The organism is Soehngenia saccharolytica DSM 12858 (assembly GCF_059568515.1).
The window spans coordinates 1-20,171 of sequence record NZ_JCANTN010000033.1; the positions used below are offsets into that span (position 1 = coordinate 1).

Here is a 20,171-nt window from a genome sequence, read left to right on the forward strand (position 1 = left end):
CCTTGCTACTTATGCCGCGAAAGCTACTTGACTGCCGACCTTACAAACACGCTTTTGTTTATGCCGGTGGGTGGCTCCATAGGCTTTACCCTAATTTTATCACCCACCCGGCCTTAACTATAACTTAGCGAAAAAACTCACTTTTCCATCTTATCTTACTTTCATGATTTTTCTCTTGTCGTTATTTCTAACTCGTTACTTAAAAAGCAAAATTATATCTCGAAGGTGACATTTTCATAGAATAAAATCATGATTTTTTAGGTGACATTTTCACAGGTTATTGACAGCAAATCACAAAAAATAAGCGACCAATTTGATCGCTTATTTTAACTAATTTAAATTGTTTCTTAAAAACTATTGTAATAATTGAAGCACTTGTTGTGGCATTTGATTTGCTTGTGCAAGCATAGATGTTGCAGCTTGGCTTAGGATGTTGTTCTTAGTAAATTTCATCATTTCTTCAGCCATGTCTACATCTCTAATACGTGATTCAGCAGCTGTCAAGTTTTCTGATGTTGTAGTTAAGTTGTTTATTGTGTGCTCAAGTCTGTTTTGATATGCTCCTAATTTAGATCTTTCTTGTGATACTGTTTTTATTGCATCATCTATAGTTGTTATTGCTGCATTAGCACTGGCTTGTCCTGAAACGCTAAGACCGCTAACTGATAGATCCCCTGCTTTCATACTTGATATAGTTACAGTCAATGCTTCTCCACTATTAGCTCCAATATGGATGATCTTTCCTGAGAATGTCCCATCTAATAAAGCTTGAGTGTTAAATTGTGTTGTATCTGCTATTCTATCTAATTCACTAACTAATTCATTTACTTCCTGTTGTATAGCTGATCTGTCATCATCTGTATTAGTGTCATTGGCTGATTGTACTGCTAAGTCTCTCATTCTGTTTAAGATTGAGTGAGTTTCATTTAAAGCGCCTTCAGCCGTTTGAATTAGTGATATACCGTCTTGTGCATTTCTTACTGCTTGGTTAAGTCCTCCGATTTGCCCTCTCATCTTTTCTGAAATCGTTAGTCCTGCTGCATCATCTCCTGCTTTGTTGATTCTTAAGCCTGATGATAATTTTGCTAAAGAGCTGCTCTTTGCATTGTTTGCTGCTGTTAGTCTTGAATAAGTGTTCATTGCTGAAATGTTTTGATTAATTCTCATTTTTCTTCCTCCTTGAATTTTTTATGAACTTCCGTGTTCATTTATTTTGGCCTATGATCATCTCGACCAAAGAAGTTTTCCTTCTTGATTATAGTATCGGAGAAAGACTGATTTATTTAATAGCAATTATAAAATTTTTTTACTTAAATATGTCATAAAAAACTTTTTCTAAATAAAGCCCTTGTGGTGGGGCAGTATGCCCTGAAAGCCTTCTGTCCTGTGCTTCTAATATCAGTTTTATTTCTGCTGGTCTTTTCTTTTCAATTCCTACTTCAACTAGCGTACCTGTGATTATCCTCACCATGTTTCGCAAGAAACTATCCCCTTCTACTACTATATCGATAAACTCGTCTTTTTTATGTATCTCTATTGAGTGAATAGTCCTTACTTTTGATTTTGTGAAGCTTCTTCTACCCTCAAAGCTTGTAAAATTGTGTGTGCCGATTAAATACTTAGCTGCCTCTTTCATCATATTTATGTCCAAATTTCTATCTACTTGATAGGCATAATTTCTCAAAAGCGGTCTTTCAACATCGCTTAGATAAATCTTATATCTATATCTTTTTTTTATAGCGCTAAAACGCGCGTGAAAATCTTCAGGAACTTCCTTTGAGTAAACTGCTTTTATGTCTTCAGGCAAATACTCATTTAATGCATATTTAAACGTTTCTCCTGGAATGGATGTGTCTATAAAAAAATTAGCCACCTGTCCAAGAGCATGAACTTTGGCGTCAGTTCTTCCTGCTCCTATTAAGGCGACCTCTTTTTTTGTAAGCCTATATATTGCTCTTTCTACCTCCGCTTGAATCGAATTCGCATTTTCTTGTATTTGCCAACCCGAGTAATTTGTTCCATCGTATTCTAAAGTTAGCATTATATTTTTCATTTTCTTCACCAATACCTTGTAGACATAATAAATCCAAAAAATAAAACCATGGATAAGAATACTGTAGTATCTTTTCTATCAAACTTGAGCTCATTTAATCTCGTTCTGCCTTCTCCGCCTCTGTAGCATCTTGCTTCCATTGCAGTTGCAAGCTCATCGGCTCTTCTAAACGCATTTATGAATAATGGAACTAAAAGGGGAACTAGGCTTTTTGCTCTGTTTAAAATATTACCACTTTCGAAGTCTGCGCCTCTTGCCATTTGCGCTTTCATTATTTTGTCTGTTTCTTCCAAAAGCGTTGGTATAAATCTAAGCGCAATTGTCATCATCATAGCTAGCTCATGTGATGGAAGGCCTATCTTTCTAAATGGCGATAAGAGGCTTTCAATTCCATCAGTTAACGCTATTGGAGATGTTGTCAATGTGAGTAGTGATGTGCCTACTATCAATAGGATAAGGCGCAACGCCATGAATACAGATTGATTTATACCTTCTTTAGTGATTGATATTGGTCCAAGGCTAAATAAAACTTCTCCTTTTGTAAACAATAGATTTATAACAAATGTTATTATAATGATAAACATGAGAGGCTTTAATCCCTTTAATATGAATTTTACTGGCAATTTAGCTGTCTTTACTACAGCTACTATGAATAAGAAAATAAATATATAGGGATAGAAATCTTTCACAAAAAACAATGCGACTATGAAAAGTATAGATGTGAGTATCTTTACTCTTGGGTCTAATTTGTGAATTAATGTATCTCCGGGAAAGTATTGTCCAATTGTTATATCTTTAAGCATTTTTAGTACCTCTCAAATATTTGATCAACTCTTCTTTAGCTTCTTCTATAGTCAAACAATCTTCTCTCACATCATGGCCTCTATTTTTAAACTCTTTCATGAATTTTGTCACTTGAGGTATGTCTAAGCCAATGTCTTCTAAGAGATCTGCCGACTTAAATATCTCTCTGGTCTTATCATGCATAATCACTTTTCCCTTGTGCATCACAAGTATTGTATTGGCAAGTCTTGCAATGTCTTCCATGCTGTGTGAGACGAGAATGATCGTTATATTTTCTCTTTCATATAGTTTCTTTATTTCATCTAATATGTCATCTCTGCCTTTAGGGTCTAAGCCTGCTGTGGGCTCGTCTAAAATCAATACTTTTGGTTTCATAGCAACGACGCCTGCTATTGCAACTCTTCTTTTCTGCCCACCTGAGATTTCAAAGGGGGATCTGTCTTTTAAAGTTTCATAATCCAGCCCAACTAATTCCATCGCTTCCTTAACTCTTATTTCTACTTCTTCTTCAGTTAAGCCTAAATTCTTTGGACCGAATGCAATGTCTTTATAAATAGTTTCTTCAAAGAGCTGGTGTTCAGGGTATTGAAAAACTAAGCCTACTTTTTTTCTTATCTCTCTCATCTTGGTTTCTGGATTTGTGATATCAACACCATCGATTAATATTTTACCATTTGTGGGTTTAATAAGTCCGTTTAAATGCTGAACAAGTGTCGATTTCCCAGAGCCAGTGTGTCCAATTAAGCCTACAAAATCGCCTTCTTCTATTGAAATTGAAATATCGTCTAACGCTTTCTTTTCAAATGGTGTACCTGGATTGTATATAAAGTCTAAATTTTCTATTTCTATAATCATAGCGATTCCACCAGCTCCTCGATTGTAATGCAATCTTTTCTTATGTCAAAACCCTCTTTTCTAAGCTCATATGCGAGTTCAGTAACTTGCGGAACATCAAGTCCGAGTTCTTTGAGTTTTTCTACTTGGCTGAATATTTCTCTAGGTGTTCCCATTAAAACATTTTCGCCCTCGTTCAATACCATTACTCTATCTGCTAATACTGCTTCGTCCATAAAGTGAGTTATCAACACAATGGTCTTGTTTTTTTCTTTGTTTAATTTTGTAATTGTCTCCATGACTTCTTTTCTGCCGGAAGGATCGAGCATTGCAGTTGGTTCGTCAAATATGATGCAGTCTGGTTCCATAGCCAAGATTCCCGCTATAGCCACTCTCTGCTTTTGTCCTCCTGATAAAAGATGTGGAGCATGTTTTTTATATTCGCTCATGCCTACTGCTTCAAGAGAGTCATCTACTCTCTTTCTTATTTCTTTTGGAGGTATTCCTAAATTTTCTGGTCCAAAGGCGACATCTTCTTCCACGATAGTCGCAACTATTTGATTGTCTGGATTTTGGAACACCATGCCAGCTTTGCTTCTAATATCCCAAATTTTATCTTCATCTCTCGTATTTATACCATTTACATATACTTCTCCTCTTGTTGGAAGTATCATTCCATTCATCATCTTAGCCAAGGTTGATTTTCCTGAGCCGTTATGTCCTAATATGGCTAGAAATTCTCCTCTTTTTATTTCAAGGCTTAAGTCTTTAACTGCAAGTTGTATGGTATCGTCAACATAAGATTTATATTCATAGCTCACATTTTCTATATTTATCATAATATCGTTTTTCATTAGAGTCTCCTCTGAACTTAATGTATTCTCAACTTAATATAACATATTGATGATTTGATTGCAATTGTTGTTTAATTGAGATAAATAGCACAAAGGGACTAAGCTTTAACTTAATCCCCCTCCCATTATACTAATTCTAGTATTGCGATTTCAGCTCCGTCTCCTCTTCGTGGTCCTACTCTTAGTACTCTAGTGTATCCACCGTTTCTGTCTTTGTATTTTGGGCCGATTTCATCAAACAATTTTTTTACTACTTCTTCATCGTATATATATGCCAAGGCTTGTCTTCTTGCGTGTAGATCTCCTCTTTTAGCCAAGGTTATCATTTGGTCAGTCATCCTCTTAGTTTCTCTTGCTCTTGTTACAGTAGTTTCAATCTTTCCTTCTCGGAGCAAAGATGTAACTTGATTTCTAAGCATAGCATTTCTATGATCAGATGGTCTGCCAAGTTTTCTTAATGTTGTCATTTCATTCCCTCCTTGCTTGTAAAAATTACTCCTCGCTTTTCTTTAGACTAAGTCCTAATTCGGCAAGTTTTTTCTGTACTTCTTCTAGAGATTTCTTTCCTAAATTTCTTACTTTCATCATGTCTTCTTCTGTTTTTTGAGTCAACTCTTCTACTGTGTTAATGCCGGCTCTCTTCAAGCAGTTGTAGCTTCTAACCGATAAATCTAGTTCTTCGACGGTCATTTCCAATGCCTTGCCTTTTGGTTCTTCTTCTTTTTCAACCATTATCTCTACATCATTTACTCTATCAGTTAGACCTACGAAAAGGTTTAAGTGTTCCATGAGTATCTTTGCTCCTAATGAGGTTGCTTCATCTGCACTCATAGTTCCGTTAGTCCAAACTTCAAGTTCTAATTTATCATAGTCTGTTATTTGTCCGACTCTTGTATTTCCAACATGAAAGTTGACTTTATTAACTGGTGTGAAAAGTGAATCTACTGGAATAACTCCAACAGCTTGCCCTTCTTTTTTGTTTTTATCGGCTAAATAATAGCCTCTTCCTTTGATGAGCTCCATTTCCATATAAAGTTTTGCGCCTTCGCTAATTGTTGCAATGTGCAAATCTTTATTTACTATCTCAACATCTGCTCCTGTCTTTATGTCTCCTGCCTTAACTTCCTTTGGCCCTTCTTCATCTATTATCAGAGTTACAGGTTCATCAGCATACATTATTGCAGCAATGTCTTTGATGTTAAGGATGATTTCAGGTACATCTTCAACCACTCCTGGAACAGTTGAAAATTCGTGCATCACACCTTGAATTTTTATTGTTGATATTGCTGCGCCTGGTAGTGAGGATAGAAGTACTCTTCTTAAAGAATTTCCCAATGTAGTGCCATATCCCCTCTCTAGCGGTTCAACTACAAATTTGCCATATGTTCCATCTTCAGATAATTCTTCTACTTCTATCTTTGGCCTTTCGATTTCTATCATAAACAATAACCCTCCTTGAAAAAGTTTTTATATGGACGAGGGCAACTAGTTTTGCATTTATTATTTTGAATACAACTCAACGATTAAGTGTTCTTCTACAGGAAGATCTATGTCTTCTCTTGAAGGTTGAGCTACAATAGTACCTCTCATTTTTTCAGCATCTACATCTACCCATGGAACAGTATTCCCAGCTCTATTTTCCATTAAAGCTTTGAATTTATCACTTGATTTGCTTCTTTCTTTTACTTCAATTGTGTCTCCGACATTTGTTATAAGTGATGGAATATCTGCTTTTCTTCCGTTTAAAAGGAAATGACCATGTGTTACTAGTTGTCTTGCCTCTGCTCTTGATGAAGCAAAACCCATTCTATATACGACATTGTCTAGTCTTAACTCTAATAATCTTAGTAAGTTCTCTCCAGTTATTCCCTTCATCTTATCTGCTTTGTCAAAGTACATTCTCATTTGTGATTCAGTTAAACCATAAAATCTACGTACTTTTTGTTTTTCTCTAAGCTGCATACCATATTCAGTTGATTTCTTTCTACTTTGTCCGTGTTGTCCTGGTGCAAAGTTTCTTTTATTTAAAGCACATTTGTCGCTGTAGCATCTGTCGCCTTTTAAATACAGCTTTGTACCTTCTCTTCGGCAAAGTCTGCAGCTTGGTCCTGTATATCTTGACATCTATTTGTACACCTCCTGTTATACTCTTCTTCTCTTAGGTGGCCTGCAGCCATTGTGAGGAATTGGAGTTACGTCTTTGATTAAGCTTACTTCAAGTCCTGAAGCTTGAAGTGATCTTATAGCTGCTTCTCTACCTGAGCCAGGTCCCTTTACATATACTTCTACTGTCTTTAATCCGTGTTCCATTGCTTTTTTAGCAGCTTCTTCGGCTGCTTCTTGTGCAGCAAATGGAGTTGATTTTCTTGAACCTCTAAAGCCCAATTGGCCAGCTGAAGCCCAAGAAATTACATTTCCTTGCATATCTGTCAAAGTTACCATTGTATTATTAAAAGTTGAGGATATATGAGCTTGTCCTCTTTCTATATTTTTACGTTCTCTTCTTTTTACACGTGTGGTTTTACCTTTTTTTGGTGCCAACTTGCTTCCCTCCTTTTCCTACTTGTTCTTAGTAGCTAGTTTCTTAGGACCTTTTCTAGTCCTTGCATTTGTCTTTGTTCTTTGACCTCTTACTGGAAGCCCTCTTTTGTGTCTTATTCCTCTGTAGCAGTTAATGTCTTTCAACCTCTTGATGTTCATAGCTACTTCTCTTCTCAAGTCGCCTTCTACTCTATAAGTGTCTATTACTGCTCTTAAGTTTGAGATTTCAGCTTCTGTCAAGTCCTTTACTCTAGTATCTGGATTGACTCCTGCTTTTTTAAGAATTTCATTGGCTCTTGGTCTGCCGATACCATAAATATATGTTAAACCGATCTCTACCCTTTTATCTCTTGGTAAGTCTACGCCTGCAATTCTGGCCATAAATTTGGTACACCTCCTATTTAAATATTAACCTTGTCTTTGTTTGTGTTTTGGGTTTTCACAAATAACCATTACTTTCCCATTTCTTTTTATGATTTTACATTTTTCGCACATCTTTTTAACGGATGGTCTTACTTTCATATTATCCCTCCTATGCTACTTGTTTCTCCAAGTAATCCTGCCCCTAGTTAAGTCGTATGGTGATAACTCTACGGTAACTTTATCTCCAGGAAGAATTCTAATGTAGTTCATTCTTAATTTCCCAGAGATATGGGCTAAAATCTCGTGTCCGTTCTCTAGTCTTACTTTAAAAATGGCATTTGGAAGTGCATCTACTACTGTGCCTTCTACTTCTATAACATCTTTTTTAGCCATTGGATTTCGAACCTCCTGTTCTATATATTTAGAAACTCTTATTGAAAGGTTCTAAGATTTTTCTTACATATGAATTATTTATTTTAATATTATTTTCAATCTTTTCTTTGAATTCTTGTAATACTGTATTATAGACAACTAAGTGCTTTACTTTCTTCTTTTTTGGGTTATCTAATTTTCTTAAATCTCCGTCTACGACATATACGTATTCTTTGTCTACTATTTCTAAGACAACGAAGATTCTTCCTTTATCTCGCCCAGCTCTTGACTTAACCACCTGCCCGATGGATAAGTCATCAGTGGAATCCATTATAGTTTTCACCTCTTTATTTTTCCAAAGCGTTTATTATTTCCTTAAATGTATCCTCAATAGATTGTGCTCCATCAATGTTAACGAGAAGGTCTTTATCTTTATAGTATTCGATCAGAGGCTTTGTTTGTGTCAAATAGACTTCAATTCTCTTTTTAACTGTTTCCTCTTTATCATCATCTCTTTGATATAGTTCTCCGCCACATATGTCGCATATTCCATCTTGTTTAGGAGGATGAAACTTTATGTGGTAAGTAGCGCCGCAATTCTTACAGAGTCTCCTTCCAACTGCTCTTTCGATTAGAAGCTGTGTATCTAGAAATATATTTATCGCAGCATCAAGTTTAGTCCCCATTTCAGCTAATTCTTGATTTAAAACCTCAGCTTGGTTTATGGTTCGTGGATAGCCATCTAATAAGAAGCCATTTTTACAATCGCTTCTTCTAATTCTATCCCTAACGATGTCTACTACTAGTTTATCTGGGACAAGTAGGCCAGCGTCTAAATAAGATTTTACCTCTTTCCCAAGTGGTGTGTTTTCCTTTATGTTCATTCTAAATATATCTCCAGTTGATATGTGGGGGATATTGTATCTTTTAACAATCGCCGATGCCTGTGTTCCTTTTCCAGCTCCTGGCGGCCCCAACAATATTAGCCTCATTTCATCATCTCCTAATTAATTATTTTAAGAAACCTTTGTAGTGTCTCATTAACATTTGAGATTCGATTTGTTTTACAGTTTCAAGAACTACACCTACGACGATAATTACTGCCGTTCCACTAAAGTTTACCTGCATTCCCATTATCCTTGATATTAGAATTGGTAGTGATGCAAGTATTGCTAATGATACTCCTCCTACAAATGTAATCCTATTTACAACTTTTTGCAAGTAATCTGATGTTGGTTTTCCAGGTCTTATCCCAGGGATAAACCCACCGTGTTGTTGTAAATTCTTTGAGTATTCAACAGTATTGAATTGAATAGCTGTGTAGAAGTAAGTAAAGAATATGATCAAAATGATGTTTAATATCAAATATACTATCAATCCAACTGTGCCTTGTGGTGTAAAGTATTTAGTTATCCAACTAGAAACTCCACCTTTCCAGAACAGTGAAATTGTTTGTGGCAATGATAGCAATGACGATGCAAATATTACTGGAATTACTCCTGCCATCAATACCTTGATTGGTATGTGAGTGTTTTGCCCACCATACATTTTTCTTCCTACTACTCTTTTTGCATATTGTACTGGTATTTTTCTTTCACCCTCTTGAAGAGCGACTACAAATGCAACTGTCAATAACATAATGATTAAATATATTATTATCGATATAATGCTAACTTGTCCTGCTTGCACTAATCTGAACTTCGATATGAAATCAGATGGCAACTTTGCGATTATGCCTATGAAAATTAAAAGTGAAATACCATTTCCAATTCCTTTTTCTGTGATCAACTCACCAATCCACATCAAGAATGAAGTTCCTGCAACCATAGAAAGTATAACTATTACGGTTTGCATTGCATTTGTTGTTTCCAATGCGGATCTGAACAGACCAAATGTATAGCCAGATGCAGTGATGATTGCAAGTAATACTGAACTGTATCTAGTAATTCTGTTTATCTTCTTTCTACCTTCTTCGCCTTCTTTGGCTAATTCCTCTAATCTAGGTATTGCAATTGTAAGAAGTTGAATTATGATAGATGCTGTGATATATGGATATATATTTGCTGCGAATATACTAAAATTACTAAATGTTCCACCTGCCATCATGTCTAAAAATTGTAAGATGCTTCCTTGATTAGAGTTAAATATAGATCTTATTATCTCTTTGTTCATATAAGGAACTGGTATTGCTGCACCTAATCTTACAACTCCTAGCATCAACATGGTAAATATCATTTTCTTTCTGAGTTCAGGTATCTTCCATGCATCTCTTAAGGTAGTAAGCATCTAAATCACCTCTACCTTTCCTCCGCAAGCTTCGATTTTCTCAGCAGCAGATTTGCTAAATTTATGAGCTTTAACCGTAAGCTTTACATTCAATTCTCCGTCGCCGAGAACTTTTATTCCTACTTTGTCTTTATTCAATTTAACAATTCCCGCTTCTAATAGAGCTTCTGGAGTAACGACGGTGTTTTCTTCAAATCTATTTAAATCCGATAGATTAACTATAGCATATTCTTTGGCAAAAATATTTGTAAATCCTCTCTTTGGAGTTCTTCTGAATAGTGGCATTTGCCCACCTTCAAAACCTGGTCTAACTCCACCTCCCGATCTAGCATTTTGCCCTTTATGACCTTTTCCGGAAGTTTTGCCGTGGCCTGAACCTATTCCTCTACCTAATCTCTTCTTTTCTACGGAGCCTCCTCCAGCATTTGGTCTAATGTTGTTTAGCTTCAATTAGCACACCTCCTTTACTAGTCTATTATTTCAACCATGTAGTTTATTTTATTAATCATACCTCTGATTTGAGGGGTATCATTTTTTTCAATAATTTGGTTAACTTTCCTGAATCCAAGTGCTTCTACAACTTTTCTTTGGCTTTCAGGCTTCCCAACGGGACTCTTAATAAGCTTAATTTTAATTGTAGCCATTTTTCTCCCCCTAACTGAATAATTCTTCTACTGTTTTCCCTCTTGATCTTGCAACATCTTCAGCTCTTTTTAATGAGCTTAGAGCTTCCATTGTAGCATTGACTACATTTCTAGGGTTATTTGTTCCAAGGGATTTTGTCCTTATGTCTTTTATTCCAGCTAATTCGCATACTGCACGAACTGCTCCCCCTGCAATAACTCCTGTACCTTCTTTAGATGGTTTTAGAAGTACTCTTCCTGCTCCAAATACTCCAGTTATTTCATGAGGTATTGTTGTTCCAACTAGAGGTACTTCAATGATATGTTTTTTAGCATCTTGTACAGCTTTTCTGATAGCTTCAGGTACTTCCAAAGCTTTAGCCATTCCTACTCCTACATGGCCATTTCCATCTCCTACTACTACAAGTGCACTAAATCTAAAGTTTCTACCGCCTTTTACAACTTTCGTAACACGGTTTATGCTAACAACTCTTTCTTGTAAATCTAATTCGCTTGCATCTATATATGAACGTTCCATTAATTCCCCTCCTTCTATTAGAACTTAAGGCCTGCTTCTCTTGCTCCGTCAGCAAGCTCTTTTACTCTCCCATGATAAATATATCCGCTTCTATCAAAGACAACTTCTGTTATGCCTTTTTCCATTGCTCTCTTAGCAATTGTTTGACCAATAACTTTTGCAGCTTCTTTGTTCTTTGTTGAACTTAAATTTAAATCTTTTTCTAGTGTAGAAGCTTGTGCTAAAGTGTGTCCATTTACATCATCTATGATTTGAGCATATATATGATTTGTGCTTCTATATACATTTAATCTTGGCTTCACAGGAGTGCCTTTTATTTTTTGCCTTACTCTAGTATGTCTAACTTTTCTTTTTTCGTTTTTATCTATTTTCTTTAGCAAATTTGTTCACTCCTTTCTACTTACCAGTTTTGCCGACCTTACGTCTGACAACTTCATTTGAGTATTTAATACCCTTGCCTTTGTATGGTTCTGGGCTTCTTAATTCTCTAATTTTTGCTGCATAGTTACCAACCTTTTGTTTGTCAATTCCTCTTACTATGATTTTATTTGGAGCTGGTACTTCTACAGATATTCCTTCTGGATCAGTTAATTCAACTGGATGAGAATATCCTAGAGTAAGAACTAATTTGTTTCCTTGTTTTGCAGCTCGATAACCTGTTCCTACAATATCCAAACTCTTCTCAAATCCTTCTGTAACTCCTGTAATCATGTTTGCTATCAAAGTTCTTGAAAGTCCATGTAGTGATTTATGTCTCTTTAAATCAGATGGTCTGGATACAGTCAATACTCCATTATCTATTTTTATTTCCATATCTGGACTAATTTGTTCTGTTAATGTTCCTTTTGGGCCTTTTACTTCTACCAAGTTCTTATCAGATATTTTTATTTCCACTCCACTTGGTATATTGATAGGCTTCAACCCAATTCTTGACATGAGTGCACCTCCTATTCAAATAAATATTTATTACCAAATGTAGCAGATTACTTCCCCGCCTACATTTTCCTTTCTAGCTTGACGATCTGTCATTATTCCTTTTGATGTAGATACGATTGCTATTCCTAATCCACCTAAGACTCTAGGTAGTTCTTCGCTCTTTGCATATACCTTAAGTCCTGGCTTAGAAATTCTCTTTATGCCACTGATGATTTTTTCACCATTTTTACCGTATTTTAAATCTATTCTAATGATCCCTTGCTTCCCATCGTCTATAACATCAAATCCCTTTATGAATCCCTCATCTAAGAGAATCCTTGCGATTTCCTTCTTTATTTTTGACGCTGGTATATCAACTGAATCGTGCTTTGCATTGTTTGCATTTCTGATTCTCGTTAGCATATCTGCGATTGGATCTGTCATCATAGTTGTTACCTCCTTTCAAACGTTAGTTTTACCAACTAGCTTTTTTAACACCTGGAATTTGTCCGCTATATGCCAATTCTCTAAAGCAAATACGGCAAACACCATATTTCCTCAAATAAGCATGAGGTCTTCCACAAATCTTGCATCTATTATATTCACGTGTGCTAAACTTTTGTTTTCTTTGTTGTTTAGCAATCATCGATTTTTTAGCCAAATTATTTCCCTCCTTTTTACTTTCTAAAAGGCATACCCATCTTTTCCAAGAACACTTTTGCTTCTTCGTCAGTCTTGGCACTTGTTACGATTATTATATCCATACCTCTTATAGATTCTACTTTATCGTATTCTATTTCTGGGAATATAAGCTGCTCTTTTATACCAATCGCATAGTTTCCTCTTCCGTCAAAAGATGTGTCGCTTACGCCTCTAAAGTCTCTTACTCTAGGTAGGGCTATATTCATGAATTTATCTAAAAAGTCGTACATTCTTTCGCCTCTAAGTGTTACCTTAGCGCCGACATTCATGCCTTCTCTTACCTTAAAGTTAGCTATTGATTTCTTTGCTTTGGTTACAACAGGTCTTTGCCCTGTGATTAAAGCTAATTCGTTTACTGCTGCTTCCAAAACTTTAGGGTTTTCTCTAGCTTCTCCTATTCCCATGTTTATTACAATCTTTTCTAATTTAGGTACTTCCATAACGTTTTTGTAGTTGAACCTTTCCATCATGGCAGGAACTACTTCTTCCATGTACTTTGTTTTTAATCTGGAAGTCATTTATTTACCTCCTCTCACTGTTATTTATCTAAAACTTCTCCGCATTTTTTACATACTCTTACTTTTGTTCCATCAGCATTGAATTTATGTCCTATTCTAACGCCTTTTTTGTCTTTTGAACAGTAGAACATAACTTTTGAAGCATTTATAGGTGCTTCATATTTTACAATGCCTCCTGGATTTGTTGGGCCTTGAGGTTTTTTATGTCTTGTGACAATATTTACACCCTCAACTATAACTTTATTTTCTCTAGGTAAAACTCTCATTACTTTTCCAGTTTTGCCTTTGTCTTTTCCTGAAATTACTAATACTGTGTCTCCACTTTTAATGTTCACGCTCTACACCTCCTCTTAAATTACTTCCGGTGCCAAGGATATAATCTTCATATAATTTCCTCGTCTCAATTCTCTTGTTACTGGTCCAAAAATACGAGTTCCTACTGGGTTCTTGTCGTCTTTGATAATTACTACTGCATTGTCATCAAATTTTATATATGAACCGTCAGATCTTCTTACTCCTCTTTTAGTTCTAACGATAACAGCCTTTACTACTTGGCCCTTCTTAACAACTCCACCAGGTGTTGCACTTTTGACAGTACAAACTACTACATCCCCGATATTTGCATACTTTTGATTATTGCCTCCTAAAACTCTGATTACTAAAACTTCTTTAGCTCCAGAATTGTCGGCAACTCTTAAACGGGTTTCGGTTTGAATCATTCAAAATACCTCCCTTCGCCTAATAACTTATTTTGCTCTTTCTATGATTTCTACGACTCTCCATCTCTTGTCCTTGCTGAGTGGTCTAGTCTCCATTATTTGTACTTTATCTCCAACTTTGCATTCATTGTTTTCGTCATGAGCTTTGAATTTTGTGGTTCTTCTTATTTGTTTTTTATAAACTGGATGAGTAACAATTGATTCTATAGCTACGACTACAGTTTTATCCATTTTGTCGCTTACTACAGTCCCTATTCTTACTTTTCTATTTCCTCTTTCCATTTAGAGATTAAACCTCCTTCCTTATGGACAATTCTCTTTCACGTGCGATTGTCTTTACACGAGCTATATCTTTTTTAACCGAATTTATCCTCATTGGATTGTCTAGTTGGCCTGTTGCCATTTGAAACCTCAAATTGAATAGCTCGGATTTTAAATCTAATAATTTTGCATTTAATTCTTTATCCGACATTTGGCGAATTTCTTTAGCTTTCACTAGCTTCACCACCCTTATCTTGCGTATCTTCACGTGTTACAAACTTTGTCTTAATTGGGAGCTTATGAGCAGCAAGTCTCATTGCTTCTCTTGCGTCTTCTTCTGATACTCCACCCATTTCGAAAAGTATTCTTCCTGGTTTAACTACTGCTACCCAATATTCTGGTGATCCTTTTCCTGAACCCATACGAGTTTCAGCAGGTTTTTCAGTAACTGGTTTATCAGGGAATATCTTAATCCAAATGTTTCCGCCTCTTTTTACATATCTTGTCATTGCTCTTCTGGCAGCTTCTATTTGATTGGATGTAATCCAAGCTGGTTCTAAAGCTTGAAGTCCAAATTCTCCATATGTTATTTTATTTCCTCTAGATGCTGTACCTTTCATTCTACCTCTTTGCACTTTACGATGTTTAACTCTTTTAGGCATTAACATGTTTACTTTCCTCCTTCCTACGACGGTATTTACTCTTCAGTCGCTTCTACTATTTCTTTTTTTTCATTCTTTTTGGTAGGAAGAACCTCTCCTTTGTATATCCAAACCTTTACTCCGATTTTCCCATATGTTGTATTTGCTTCTGCAAATCCATAATCTATATCAGCTCTAAGTGTTTGAAGAGGTATGGTTCCTTCACTATATCCTTCTGTTCTAGCCATATCAGCTCCACCAAGTCTTCCTGATACTTGAGTCTTTATACCTAATGCTCCTGTTCTCATTGTCCTTTGGATAGCTTGCTTCATGGCTCTTCTAAATGTAACTCTTCTTTCTAATTGAGAAGCTATGTTCTCAGCTACTAGTTGAGCATCTAATTCTGGTATTTTTATCTCTTCTATGTTAATAGCTACACTCTTATTTGTCATTTTCTCTAAGTTTTGTCTTAATTCTTCAACTCCTGCTCCGCCTTTTCCTATTACCATTCCAGGTTTTGCAGTGTGTATTGTGACTTTGATTTTGTTTGCTGCTCTTTCAATCTCAATCCTAGATACTCCAGACAAGTAAAGCTCTTTTTTAATATATTCTCTTAGTTTAAAGTCTTCTACTAAATATTCATTAAATGTCTTATCATTGGCATACCATCTTGAATCCCAGTCTTTTATAATGCCAACCCTAAGACCATGTGGGTTTACTTTTTGACCCATTAACTATTCCCCTCCTTTTACTCGCGTTCTTTAATAACGACTCCGATGTGACTACTCCTTTTTAATATAGGGTATGCCATTCCTTTTGCTTTTGGTCTGTATCTTTTTAATCTTGGACCATCATTCGCATATGCTTTATACACATAAAGGTCATCTCTGTTCATGTTAAAATTGTTTTCGGCATTTGCTATTGCAGATTTCAACACTTTTTCTAATTCTCTCGCACCTCTTTTAGGTGTAAATTTTAAGATTGAAAGAGCTTCATCTACTTGCTTGCCTCTGATTTCTGCACAAATGAAATTGACCTTTCGTGGTGAAATCCTAACATATTTGGCTACAGCTTTAGCTTCCATGATTATACCTCCTTCACTTTATTTTTTTACACCTGATGATTTTTCCGATTTATCAACATGGCTTCTAAATGTTCTTGTCAATACAAATTCTCCAAGCTTGTGTCCTACCATATCTTCAGTTATATATACAGGTACATGCTTTCTCCCATCGTGAACAGCAATAGTGTGTCCGACTAATTGAGGATATATAGTAGATCTGCGAGACCAGGTCTTAATTACTTTTTTCTCGTTTGTTTTATTGAGTTCCTCTACTTTTTTTAGTAGGTGGTCATCAATGAAAGGTCCTTTCTTTAAGGATCTGCCCATTTCGTTTCCTCCTTTCACAAATTCCTATTTTGTCCTTCTTCTTATTATATATTGGTTGGATTTTTTATTTTTCTTTCTTGTCTTATATCCTAAAGCTGGTTTGCCCCATGGTGTCATTGGTGATGGCAATCCTATAGGAGCTCTTCCTTCTCCACCGCCATGTGGGTGATCTACTGGGTTCATTGCCGATCCTCTTACTGTAGGTCTTATTCCCATATGTCTTTTTCTACCAGCTTTTCCGATCGTTACGATCTCATGGTCAATATTTCCAACTTGGCCTATTGTTGCACGGCATTCGATTGGAACTAATCTGAATTCTCCTGATGGCAATCTCAATTGAGCATATTTTCCTTCTTTACCCATCAATTGAGCTTCAGCTCCAGCTGATCTAGCTAATTGTGCACCTTTTCCAGGTTTTAATTCAATGTTGTGTACTGTAGTTCCAACTGGAATGTCTTTTAATTTAAGTGCATTTCCAACTTTTATGTCCGCATTTTCTCCTGAGTAAATTACATCTCCAACTTTTAAGTTATTTGGAGCGATGATGTATCTCTTTTCTCCATCTGCATAATTTATAAGAGCTATGTTGGCTGTTCTGTTTGGATCGTATTCTATAGATGCTACTTTACCTGGAATACCGTCTTTATCTCTTTTAAAATCTATTATTCTATATTTTCTCTTAGCTCCGCCGCCTCTGTGTCGAATTGTTATTCTCCCTTGGGCGTTTCTCCCACTGCTTCTATTTAAACTAACCAATAGTGACTTTTCAGGCTCAGTCTTGGTAATTTCTTCAAATGTTGACACGCTCATCTGTCTTAGTGCAGGGGAAGTAGGTTTAAATTTCCTGATACCCATTTGTTTTCCCTCCTTTTAGTTTTACAATTACATGCCTTCGAAGAATTCTATTGATTTAGAGTCCTCAGCTAATTTCACTATTGCTTTCTTCCAGCTTGGTCTTCTTCCCTTTGTATATCCTTGTCTCTTCTCTTTCCCAAGCATATTCATAGTGTTTACTTTTTCCACTTTAACTCCAAATATATTTTCTACGGCCTTTTTGATTTCTGATTTATTAGCATGTTTATCGACAACAAATGTGTATTTTCTTTCTTCCATATCTTCCATGCTTTTTTCAGTTATTATTGGCTTTATGATTATATCGTGTGGAATTTGCATTATGCATACACCTCCTCCACTTTTTTAACAGCCTCTTTAGTAATTATGAATGAATTGTATTTTAATATGTCATAAACATTGATTGTATTTACGTATGCAGTTTGAACATTTGGTATGTTTCTAGCTGCTAAAATTACATTTTCATCTCTTTGATCAATTACTATAAGTGCTTTTTTATCAGCTTTTAAGTTGTTCAATATGTTTATCATTTCTTTAGTCTTAGGTGCGTTTAACTTTAAATCATCGACTACAATCATTTCGTTTTCAACGACTTTTGAAGTCAATACTGATTTTAAAGCTAATCTCTTTACTTTCTTAGGCACACTATAGCTGTAATCCCTTGGTTTTGGCGCGAAAACGACTCCTCCACCTTTCCATTGTGGTGAACGAATGCTTCCTTGTCTTGCTCTACCTGTTCCTTTTTGTCTCCAAGGTTTTCTTCCGCCGCCTCTTACTTCTGCTCTAGTCTTAGCAGATTGAGTGCCTTGTCTTTTATTTGCTAATTGATTTTTTACTACTTCATATACAGCGTGCTCATTTATCTCAATGCCGAAAATGTCATCGCTAAGTTCCATCTCTTCTACTACTTCTCCGTTTATATTGTAAACATTAACTTTAGGCATTTTAATCCTCCTTTCGTAAAAAAATTACTTCTTTACTGTTTCTTTGATAATAACTAAACCCTTTTTAGGTCCTGGAACTGCTCCTTTTATAAGAAGTAAGTTTTTATCTGCGTCAACTCTTACTACTTGTAAGTTTTGTACAGTGACTTTCTCATTCCCCATTCTGCCCATCATTCTATGGCCTTTGAATACTCTTCCAGGATATGTTCCTGCTGCCATACCACCTGGCATTCTGTGGAATTTAGAACCATGAGATTCTCTACCTCTTCCAAATCCATGTCTTTTAATGACACCTTGAGTCCCTTTTCCTTTTGAAGTTCCTGTTACATCTACTTTATCTCCAACAGAAAATACATCTGCTTTGATCTCTTGACCGATTTCAAATTCATCTGGATTCTCAACTTTAAATTCTCTTAAATACTTTTTATATGCTACATTCGCTTTGTCGAAGTGTCCTTTTATTGGCTTTATAACTCTTCTTTCTTTAACGTCTCCAAATGCAACTTGAATTGCATTGTAGCCTTCTTTTTCTTTAGTCTTTTTTTGTACTACATATACTGGACCTGCTTCGATAACAGTTACTGGAACTACATCTCCATTTTCAAGAAAAATTTGAGTCATTCCAATTTTTCTTCCCAATATGTTCTTCATCATTACACCTCCATTTTTATAGCGGATTGCCTAAGCAATCATATAAATTTCTATAGTTTTATTTCAATGTCTACACCTGCAGGCAAATTCAGCTTCATAAGCGAATCTACTGTCTTTTGATTAGGATTGATTATGTCTATGAGTCTTTTATGAGTTCTTTGCTCAAATTGTTCTCTGGAATCCTTGTATTTGTGCACTGCCCTAAGGATAGTAACTATTTCCTTTTCAGTAGGCAATGGTATAGGCCCAGACACTGTTGCTCCTGTTCTCTTTGCTGTCTCCACAATTTTTGCAGCAGAAGAATCTAAAAGTTCATGATCATAAGCTTTTAACCTAATTCTAATTTTTTGATTGTTTGCCATTGATTTCCCTCCTTCTATCGCATGTTTACTTGACATGCGACTTAAGACTCCGATAAACTTTGCCGGGTGTTTACTGGCTTTTTTTTAATTATCGGGAAGTCTTAAAGTCGCCCGATTTCAAACCGGACATTCTCAGTAAAAATTACCTGCACAAACTGCAGCAACCTCTTACCTCATCGCAATGCCATAATTTTAGACACTACTATAGTTTACACTAAAAATAGCTGTACTACAAGTGTTTTTTTAATTTTAGTTAAAAAAAATTATTCATAGACAGCACTAAAAGAAGGAATGAATATTCCTTCTTTTAGTGTGATTTTTATTCGTAAACCTTAGTTACAACTCCTGCTCCTACTGTCCTTCCGCCTTCTCTTATAGCGAATCTTTGTCCTTCTTCCATTGCTACTGGAGTGATTAGCTCGATGCTAAATCTTGCGTTGTCTCCTGGCATTACCATTTCTACTCCTTCTTGCAATTGAATGTTGCCTGTTACGTCTGTTGTTCCAAAGAAAAATTGTGGTCTGTATCCGTTGAAGAATGGTGTGTGTCTTCCGCCTTCTTCTTTGCTTAATACGTATACTTCTGCATCAAATTTCTTGTGGGGTTTTATTGTCTTTGGTTTTGCTAGTACTTGTCCTCTTTCGATTTCGTTCCTTTGTACTCCTCTTAATAGTACTCCTATGTTGTCTCCTGCTTGTGCTTCGTCTAGTAGTTTCTTGAACATTTCTAGCCCTGTTACTACTACTGTTCTTGATTCTTCTGTTAGTCCTACTATCTCTACGCTTTCTCCTACTTTGATTGTTCCTCTTTCTACTCTTCCTGTTGCTACTGTTCCTCTTCCTGTGATTGAGAATACGTCTTCTACTGGCATTAGGAATGGTTTGTCTATTTGTCTTTGTGGTTCTGGAATGTATTCGTCTACTGCTTCCATTAATTCTATTATCTTGT

37 protein-coding genes are annotated in these 20,171 nt (G+C 35.9%); all 37 read right to left on the bottom strand.

The genetic code is table 11. From position 1 onward, the window contains the following. Window positions 1-354 precede the first annotated feature (354 nt). Window positions 355-1,167, bottom strand: a complete 813-nt coding sequence (locus BO51_RS08385; RefSeq protein ID WP_496485777.1) for a flagellin N-terminal helical domain-containing protein — start codon at window positions 1,165-1,167, stop codon at window positions 355-357. Window positions 1,168-1,306: 139 nt separating this feature from the next. Next, window positions 1,307-2,053, bottom strand: coding sequence for a tRNA pseudouridine(38-40) synthase TruA (gene truA, locus BO51_RS08390; RefSeq protein WP_496485779.1), 747 nt, complete (start codon window positions 2,051-2,053; stop codon window positions 1,307-1,309). Window positions 2,054-2,058: 5 nt separating this feature from the next. Continuing rightward, window positions 2,059-2,856, bottom strand: a complete 798-nt coding sequence (locus BO51_RS08395; protein ID WP_496485781.1) for an energy-coupling factor transporter transmembrane component T family protein — start codon at window positions 2,854-2,856, stop codon at window positions 2,059-2,061. Then, a complete protein-coding gene (locus BO51_RS08400) occupies window positions 2,849-3,712 on the bottom strand; it encodes an energy-coupling factor transporter ATPase (RefSeq protein ID WP_496485783.1) in 864 nt (287 codons plus the stop codon). The genes BO51_RS08395 and BO51_RS08400 overlap by 8 nt, the downstream gene beginning before the upstream one ends. Further along, window positions 3,709-4,530, bottom strand: a complete 822-nt coding sequence (locus BO51_RS08405) for an energy-coupling factor transporter ATPase (protein WP_496485836.1) — start codon at window positions 4,528-4,530, stop codon at window positions 3,709-3,711. The genes BO51_RS08400 and BO51_RS08405 overlap by 4 nt, the downstream gene beginning before the upstream one ends. Before the next feature lie 140 nt (window positions 4,531-4,670). Further along, window positions 4,671-5,012: a 50S ribosomal protein L17 gene (rplQ, locus tag BO51_RS08410; RefSeq protein ID WP_496485784.1), complete on the bottom strand. Its 342-nt coding sequence runs from the start codon at window positions 5,010-5,012 to the stop codon at window positions 4,671-4,673. A gap of 25 nt (window positions 5,013-5,037) precedes the next feature. Continuing rightward, window positions 5,038-5,985 carry a DNA-directed RNA polymerase subunit alpha gene (locus BO51_RS08415; RefSeq protein WP_496485786.1) on the bottom strand — a complete coding sequence of 316 codons (948 nt, stop codon included), beginning with the start codon at window positions 5,983-5,985 and terminating at the stop codon, window positions 5,038-5,040. A 60-nt stretch (window positions 5,986-6,045) separates the two neighbouring features. After that, window positions 6,046-6,669: a 30S ribosomal protein S4 gene (gene rpsD, locus BO51_RS08420; protein ID WP_496485788.1), complete on the bottom strand. Its 624-nt coding sequence runs from the start codon at window positions 6,667-6,669 to the stop codon at window positions 6,046-6,048. Between the two features lie 18 nt (window positions 6,670-6,687). Then, window positions 6,688-7,086: a 30S ribosomal protein S11 gene (rpsK, locus tag BO51_RS08425; protein ID WP_496485790.1), complete on the bottom strand. Its 399-nt coding sequence runs from the start codon at window positions 7,084-7,086 to the stop codon at window positions 6,688-6,690. 18 nt (window positions 7,087-7,104) lie between these two features. Next, entirely contained in the window at window positions 7,105-7,467 is a 363-nt protein-coding gene (rpsM, locus tag BO51_RS08430) for a 30S ribosomal protein S13 (protein WP_496485792.1), read from the bottom strand. Between the two features lie 27 nt (window positions 7,468-7,494). Continuing rightward, a complete protein-coding gene (gene rpmJ, locus BO51_RS08435) occupies window positions 7,495-7,608 on the bottom strand; it encodes a 50S ribosomal protein L36 (protein WP_010244353.1) in 114 nt (37 codons plus the stop codon). 15 nt (window positions 7,609-7,623) lie between these two features. Further along, window positions 7,624-7,842, bottom strand: a complete 219-nt coding sequence (gene infA / locus BO51_RS08440; protein WP_496485794.1) for a translation initiation factor IF-1 — start codon at window positions 7,840-7,842, stop codon at window positions 7,624-7,626. Window positions 7,843-7,870: 28 nt separating this feature from the next. Beyond that, on the bottom strand, window positions 7,871-8,152 hold the full coding sequence (locus BO51_RS08445; RefSeq protein WP_496485796.1) for a KOW domain-containing RNA-binding protein: 282 nt from the start codon (window positions 8,150-8,152) through the stop codon (window positions 7,871-7,873). Window positions 8,153-8,168: 16 nt separating this feature from the next. After that, complete coding sequence (locus tag BO51_RS08450) at window positions 8,169-8,813, bottom strand: adenylate kinase (RefSeq protein WP_496485798.1); 645 nt, start codon at window positions 8,811-8,813, stop codon at window positions 8,169-8,171. 19 nt (window positions 8,814-8,832) lie between these two features. Beyond that, the gene (gene secY, locus BO51_RS08455; RefSeq protein ID WP_496485800.1) at window positions 8,833-10,107 is read right to left on the bottom strand and encodes a preprotein translocase subunit SecY; all 1,275 of its coding nucleotides are present in this window, start codon (window positions 10,105-10,107) and stop codon (window positions 8,833-8,835) included. After that, window positions 10,108-10,557, bottom strand: coding sequence for a 50S ribosomal protein L15 (gene rplO, locus BO51_RS08460; RefSeq protein ID WP_496485802.1), 450 nt, complete (start codon window positions 10,555-10,557; stop codon window positions 10,108-10,110). It abuts the gene before it with no gap. Between the two features lie 17 nt (window positions 10,558-10,574). Beyond that, window positions 10,575-10,751, bottom strand: coding sequence for a 50S ribosomal protein L30 (gene rpmD / locus BO51_RS08465; RefSeq protein ID WP_496485804.1), 177 nt, complete (start codon window positions 10,749-10,751; stop codon window positions 10,575-10,577). Window positions 10,752-10,761: 10 nt separating this feature from the next. Beyond that, on the bottom strand, window positions 10,762-11,268 hold the full coding sequence (gene rpsE, locus BO51_RS08470; protein ID WP_496485806.1) for a 30S ribosomal protein S5: 507 nt from the start codon (window positions 11,266-11,268) through the stop codon (window positions 10,762-10,764). 17 nt (window positions 11,269-11,285) lie between these two features. After that, the gene (gene rplR, locus BO51_RS08475; protein ID WP_496485808.1) at window positions 11,286-11,648 is read right to left on the bottom strand and encodes a 50S ribosomal protein L18; all 363 of its coding nucleotides are present in this window, start codon (window positions 11,646-11,648) and stop codon (window positions 11,286-11,288) included. 16 nt (window positions 11,649-11,664) lie between these two features. Beyond that, on the bottom strand, window positions 11,665-12,204 hold the full coding sequence (gene rplF, locus BO51_RS08480; protein ID WP_496485810.1) for a 50S ribosomal protein L6: 540 nt from the start codon (window positions 12,202-12,204) through the stop codon (window positions 11,665-11,667). Between the two features lie 30 nt (window positions 12,205-12,234). Beyond that, window positions 12,235-12,630 carry a 30S ribosomal protein S8 gene (gene rpsH / locus BO51_RS08485; protein WP_496485812.1) on the bottom strand — a complete coding sequence of 132 codons (396 nt, stop codon included), beginning with the start codon at window positions 12,628-12,630 and terminating at the stop codon, window positions 12,235-12,237. Window positions 12,631-12,658: 28 nt separating this feature from the next. Then, window positions 12,659-12,844 (bottom strand): type Z 30S ribosomal protein S14, encoded by a 186-nt coding sequence (locus BO51_RS08490; RefSeq protein ID WP_135270111.1) that lies wholly within the window; start codon window positions 12,842-12,844, stop codon window positions 12,659-12,661. A gap of 16 nt (window positions 12,845-12,860) precedes the next feature. Then, on the bottom strand, window positions 12,861-13,403 hold the full coding sequence (gene rplE / locus BO51_RS08495) for a 50S ribosomal protein L5 (RefSeq protein WP_496485814.1): 543 nt from the start codon (window positions 13,401-13,403) through the stop codon (window positions 12,861-12,863). A gap of 20 nt (window positions 13,404-13,423) precedes the next feature. Continuing rightward, window positions 13,424-13,738 carry a 50S ribosomal protein L24 gene (rplX, locus tag BO51_RS08500; protein ID WP_496485816.1) on the bottom strand — a complete coding sequence of 105 codons (315 nt, stop codon included), beginning with the start codon at window positions 13,736-13,738 and terminating at the stop codon, window positions 13,424-13,426. 15 nt (window positions 13,739-13,753) lie between these two features. Beyond that, window positions 13,754-14,122: a 50S ribosomal protein L14 gene (rplN, locus tag BO51_RS08505; protein WP_463261688.1), complete on the bottom strand. Its 369-nt coding sequence runs from the start codon at window positions 14,120-14,122 to the stop codon at window positions 13,754-13,756. Between the two features lie 27 nt (window positions 14,123-14,149). Next, window positions 14,150-14,404, bottom strand: a complete 255-nt coding sequence (rpsQ, locus tag BO51_RS08510) for a 30S ribosomal protein S17 (protein ID WP_496485818.1) — start codon at window positions 14,402-14,404, stop codon at window positions 14,150-14,152. A 7-nt stretch (window positions 14,405-14,411) separates the two neighbouring features. Next, window positions 14,412-14,618, bottom strand: a complete 207-nt coding sequence (gene rpmC / locus BO51_RS08515) for a 50S ribosomal protein L29 (protein ID WP_463262455.1) — start codon at window positions 14,616-14,618, stop codon at window positions 14,412-14,414. After that, window positions 14,608-15,051, bottom strand: coding sequence for a 50S ribosomal protein L16 (gene rplP, locus BO51_RS08520; protein WP_496485820.1), 444 nt, complete (start codon window positions 15,049-15,051; stop codon window positions 14,608-14,610). The genes rpmC and rplP overlap by 11 nt, the downstream gene beginning before the upstream one ends. 29 nt (window positions 15,052-15,080) lie before the next feature. Further along, complete coding sequence (rpsC, locus tag BO51_RS08525) at window positions 15,081-15,755, bottom strand: 30S ribosomal protein S3 (RefSeq protein ID WP_496485822.1); 675 nt, start codon at window positions 15,753-15,755, stop codon at window positions 15,081-15,083. A 17-nt stretch (window positions 15,756-15,772) separates the two neighbouring features. Further along, entirely contained in the window at window positions 15,773-16,108 is a 336-nt protein-coding gene (rplV, locus tag BO51_RS08530) for a 50S ribosomal protein L22 (protein ID WP_135270097.1), read from the bottom strand. 18 nt (window positions 16,109-16,126) lie between these two features. Then, the gene (rpsS, locus tag BO51_RS08535; protein WP_496485824.1) at window positions 16,127-16,414 is read right to left on the bottom strand and encodes a 30S ribosomal protein S19; all 288 of its coding nucleotides are present in this window, start codon (window positions 16,412-16,414) and stop codon (window positions 16,127-16,129) included. A gap of 24 nt (window positions 16,415-16,438) precedes the next feature. Further along, a complete protein-coding gene (gene rplB, locus BO51_RS08540) occupies window positions 16,439-17,269 on the bottom strand; it encodes a 50S ribosomal protein L2 (protein ID WP_496485826.1) in 831 nt (276 codons plus the stop codon). 27 nt (window positions 17,270-17,296) lie between these two features. Beyond that, window positions 17,297-17,587: a 50S ribosomal protein L23 gene (gene rplW / locus BO51_RS08545; RefSeq protein WP_496485828.1), complete on the bottom strand. Its 291-nt coding sequence runs from the start codon at window positions 17,585-17,587 to the stop codon at window positions 17,297-17,299. Then, window positions 17,587-18,210, bottom strand: a complete 624-nt coding sequence (gene rplD, locus BO51_RS08550; RefSeq protein ID WP_496485830.1) for a 50S ribosomal protein L4 — start codon at window positions 18,208-18,210, stop codon at window positions 17,587-17,589. The genes rplW and rplD overlap by 1 nt, the downstream gene beginning before the upstream one ends. 24 nt (window positions 18,211-18,234) lie before the next feature. Continuing rightward, a complete protein-coding gene (gene rplC / locus BO51_RS08555; protein WP_496485832.1) occupies window positions 18,235-18,861 on the bottom strand; it encodes a 50S ribosomal protein L3 in 627 nt (208 codons plus the stop codon). 50 nt (window positions 18,862-18,911) lie between these two features. Further along, on the bottom strand, window positions 18,912-19,223 hold the full coding sequence (rpsJ, locus tag BO51_RS08560) for a 30S ribosomal protein S10 (RefSeq protein WP_135270086.1): 312 nt from the start codon (window positions 19,221-19,223) through the stop codon (window positions 18,912-18,914). Window positions 19,224-19,542: 319 nt separating this feature from the next. Continuing rightward, a partial coding sequence (locus BO51_RS08565) for an EF-Tu C-terminal domain-related protein (RefSeq protein WP_496485834.1) occupies window positions 19,543-20,171 on the bottom strand: 629 nt, incomplete at its 5' end.

Coding starts and splice junctions, on each gene's coding strand:
- BO51_RS08385 (WP_496485777.1), bottom strand. CDS start 1,167: ATGAGAATTAATCAAAACATTTCAGCAATGAACACTTATTCAAGACTA.
- truA (WP_496485779.1), bottom strand. CDS start 2,053: ATGAAAAATATAATGCTAACTTTAGAATACGATGGAACAAATTACTCG.
- BO51_RS08395 (WP_496485781.1), bottom strand. CDS start 2,856: ATGCTTAAAGATATAACAATTGGACAATACTTTCCCGGAGATACATTA.
- BO51_RS08400 (WP_496485783.1), bottom strand. CDS start 3,712: ATGATTATAGAAATAGAAAATTTAGACTTTATATACAATCCAGGTACA.
- BO51_RS08405 (WP_496485836.1), bottom strand. CDS start 4,530: ATGATAAATATAGAAAATGTGAGCTATGAATATAAATCTTATGTTGAC.
- rplQ (WP_496485784.1), bottom strand. CDS start 5,012: ATGACAACATTAAGAAAACTTGGCAGACCATCTGATCATAGAAATGCT.
- BO51_RS08415 (WP_496485786.1), bottom strand. CDS start 5,985: ATGATAGAAATCGAAAGGCCAAAGATAGAAGTAGAAGAATTATCTGAA.
- rpsD (WP_496485788.1), bottom strand. CDS start 6,669: ATGTCAAGATATACAGGACCAAGCTGCAGACTTTGCCGAAGAGAAGGT.
- rpsM (WP_496485792.1), bottom strand. CDS start 7,467: ATGGCCAGAATTGCAGGCGTAGACTTACCAAGAGATAAAAGGGTAGAG.
- rpmJ (WP_010244353.1), bottom strand. CDS start 7,608: ATGAAAGTAAGACCATCCGTTAAAAAGATGTGCGAAAAATGTAAAATC.
- infA (WP_496485794.1), bottom strand. CDS start 7,842: ATGGCTAAAAAAGATGTTATAGAAGTAGAAGGCACAGTAGTAGATGCA.
- BO51_RS08445 (WP_496485796.1), bottom strand. CDS start 8,152: ATGGATTCCACTGATGACTTATCCATCGGGCAGGTGGTTAAGTCAAGA.
- BO51_RS08450 (WP_496485798.1), bottom strand. CDS start 8,813: ATGAGGCTAATATTGTTGGGGCCGCCAGGAGCTGGAAAAGGAACACAG.
- secY (WP_496485800.1), bottom strand. CDS start 10,107: ATGCTTACTACCTTAAGAGATGCATGGAAGATACCTGAACTCAGAAAG.
- rpmD (WP_496485804.1), bottom strand. CDS start 10,751: ATGGCTACAATTAAAATTAAGCTTATTAAGAGTCCCGTTGGGAAGCCT.
- rpsE (WP_496485806.1), bottom strand. CDS start 11,268: ATGGAACGTTCATATATAGATGCAAGCGAATTAGATTTACAAGAAAGA.
- rplF (WP_496485810.1), bottom strand. CDS start 12,204: ATGTCAAGAATTGGGTTGAAGCCTATCAATATACCAAGTGGAGTGGAA.
- rpsH (WP_496485812.1), bottom strand. CDS start 12,630: ATGATGACAGATCCAATCGCAGATATGCTAACGAGAATCAGAAATGCA.
- rplE (WP_496485814.1), bottom strand. CDS start 13,403: ATGACTTCCAGATTAAAAACAAAGTACATGGAAGAAGTAGTTCCTGCC.
- rplN (WP_463261688.1), bottom strand. CDS start 14,122: ATGATTCAAACCGAAACCCGTTTAAGAGTTGCCGACAATTCTGGAGCT.
- rpsQ (WP_496485818.1), bottom strand. CDS start 14,404: ATGGAAAGAGGAAATAGAAAAGTAAGAATAGGGACTGTAGTAAGCGAC.
- rplP (WP_496485820.1), bottom strand. CDS start 15,051: ATGTTAATGCCTAAAAGAGTTAAACATCGTAAAGTGCAAAGAGGTAGA.
- rpsC (WP_496485822.1), bottom strand. CDS start 15,755: ATGGGTCAAAAAGTAAACCCACATGGTCTTAGGGTTGGCATTATAAAA.
- rplV (WP_135270097.1), bottom strand. CDS start 16,108: ATGGAAGCTAAAGCTGTAGCCAAATATGTTAGGATTTCACCACGAAAG.
- rpsS (WP_496485824.1), bottom strand. CDS start 16,414: ATGGGCAGATCCTTAAAGAAAGGACCTTTCATTGATGACCACCTACTA.
- rplB (WP_496485826.1), bottom strand. CDS start 17,269: ATGGGTATCAGGAAATTTAAACCTACTTCCCCTGCACTAAGACAGATG.
- rplW (WP_496485828.1), bottom strand. CDS start 17,587: ATGCAAATTCCACACGATATAATCATAAAGCCAATAATAACTGAAAAA.
- rplD (WP_496485830.1), bottom strand. CDS start 18,210: ATGCCTAAAGTTAATGTTTACAATATAAACGGAGAAGTAGTAGAAGAG.
- rplC (WP_496485832.1), bottom strand. CDS start 18,861: ATGAAGAACATATTGGGAAGAAAAATTGGAATGACTCAAATTTTTCTT.
- rpsJ (WP_135270086.1), bottom strand. CDS start 19,223: ATGGCAAACAATCAAAAAATTAGAATTAGGTTAAAAGCTTATGATCAT.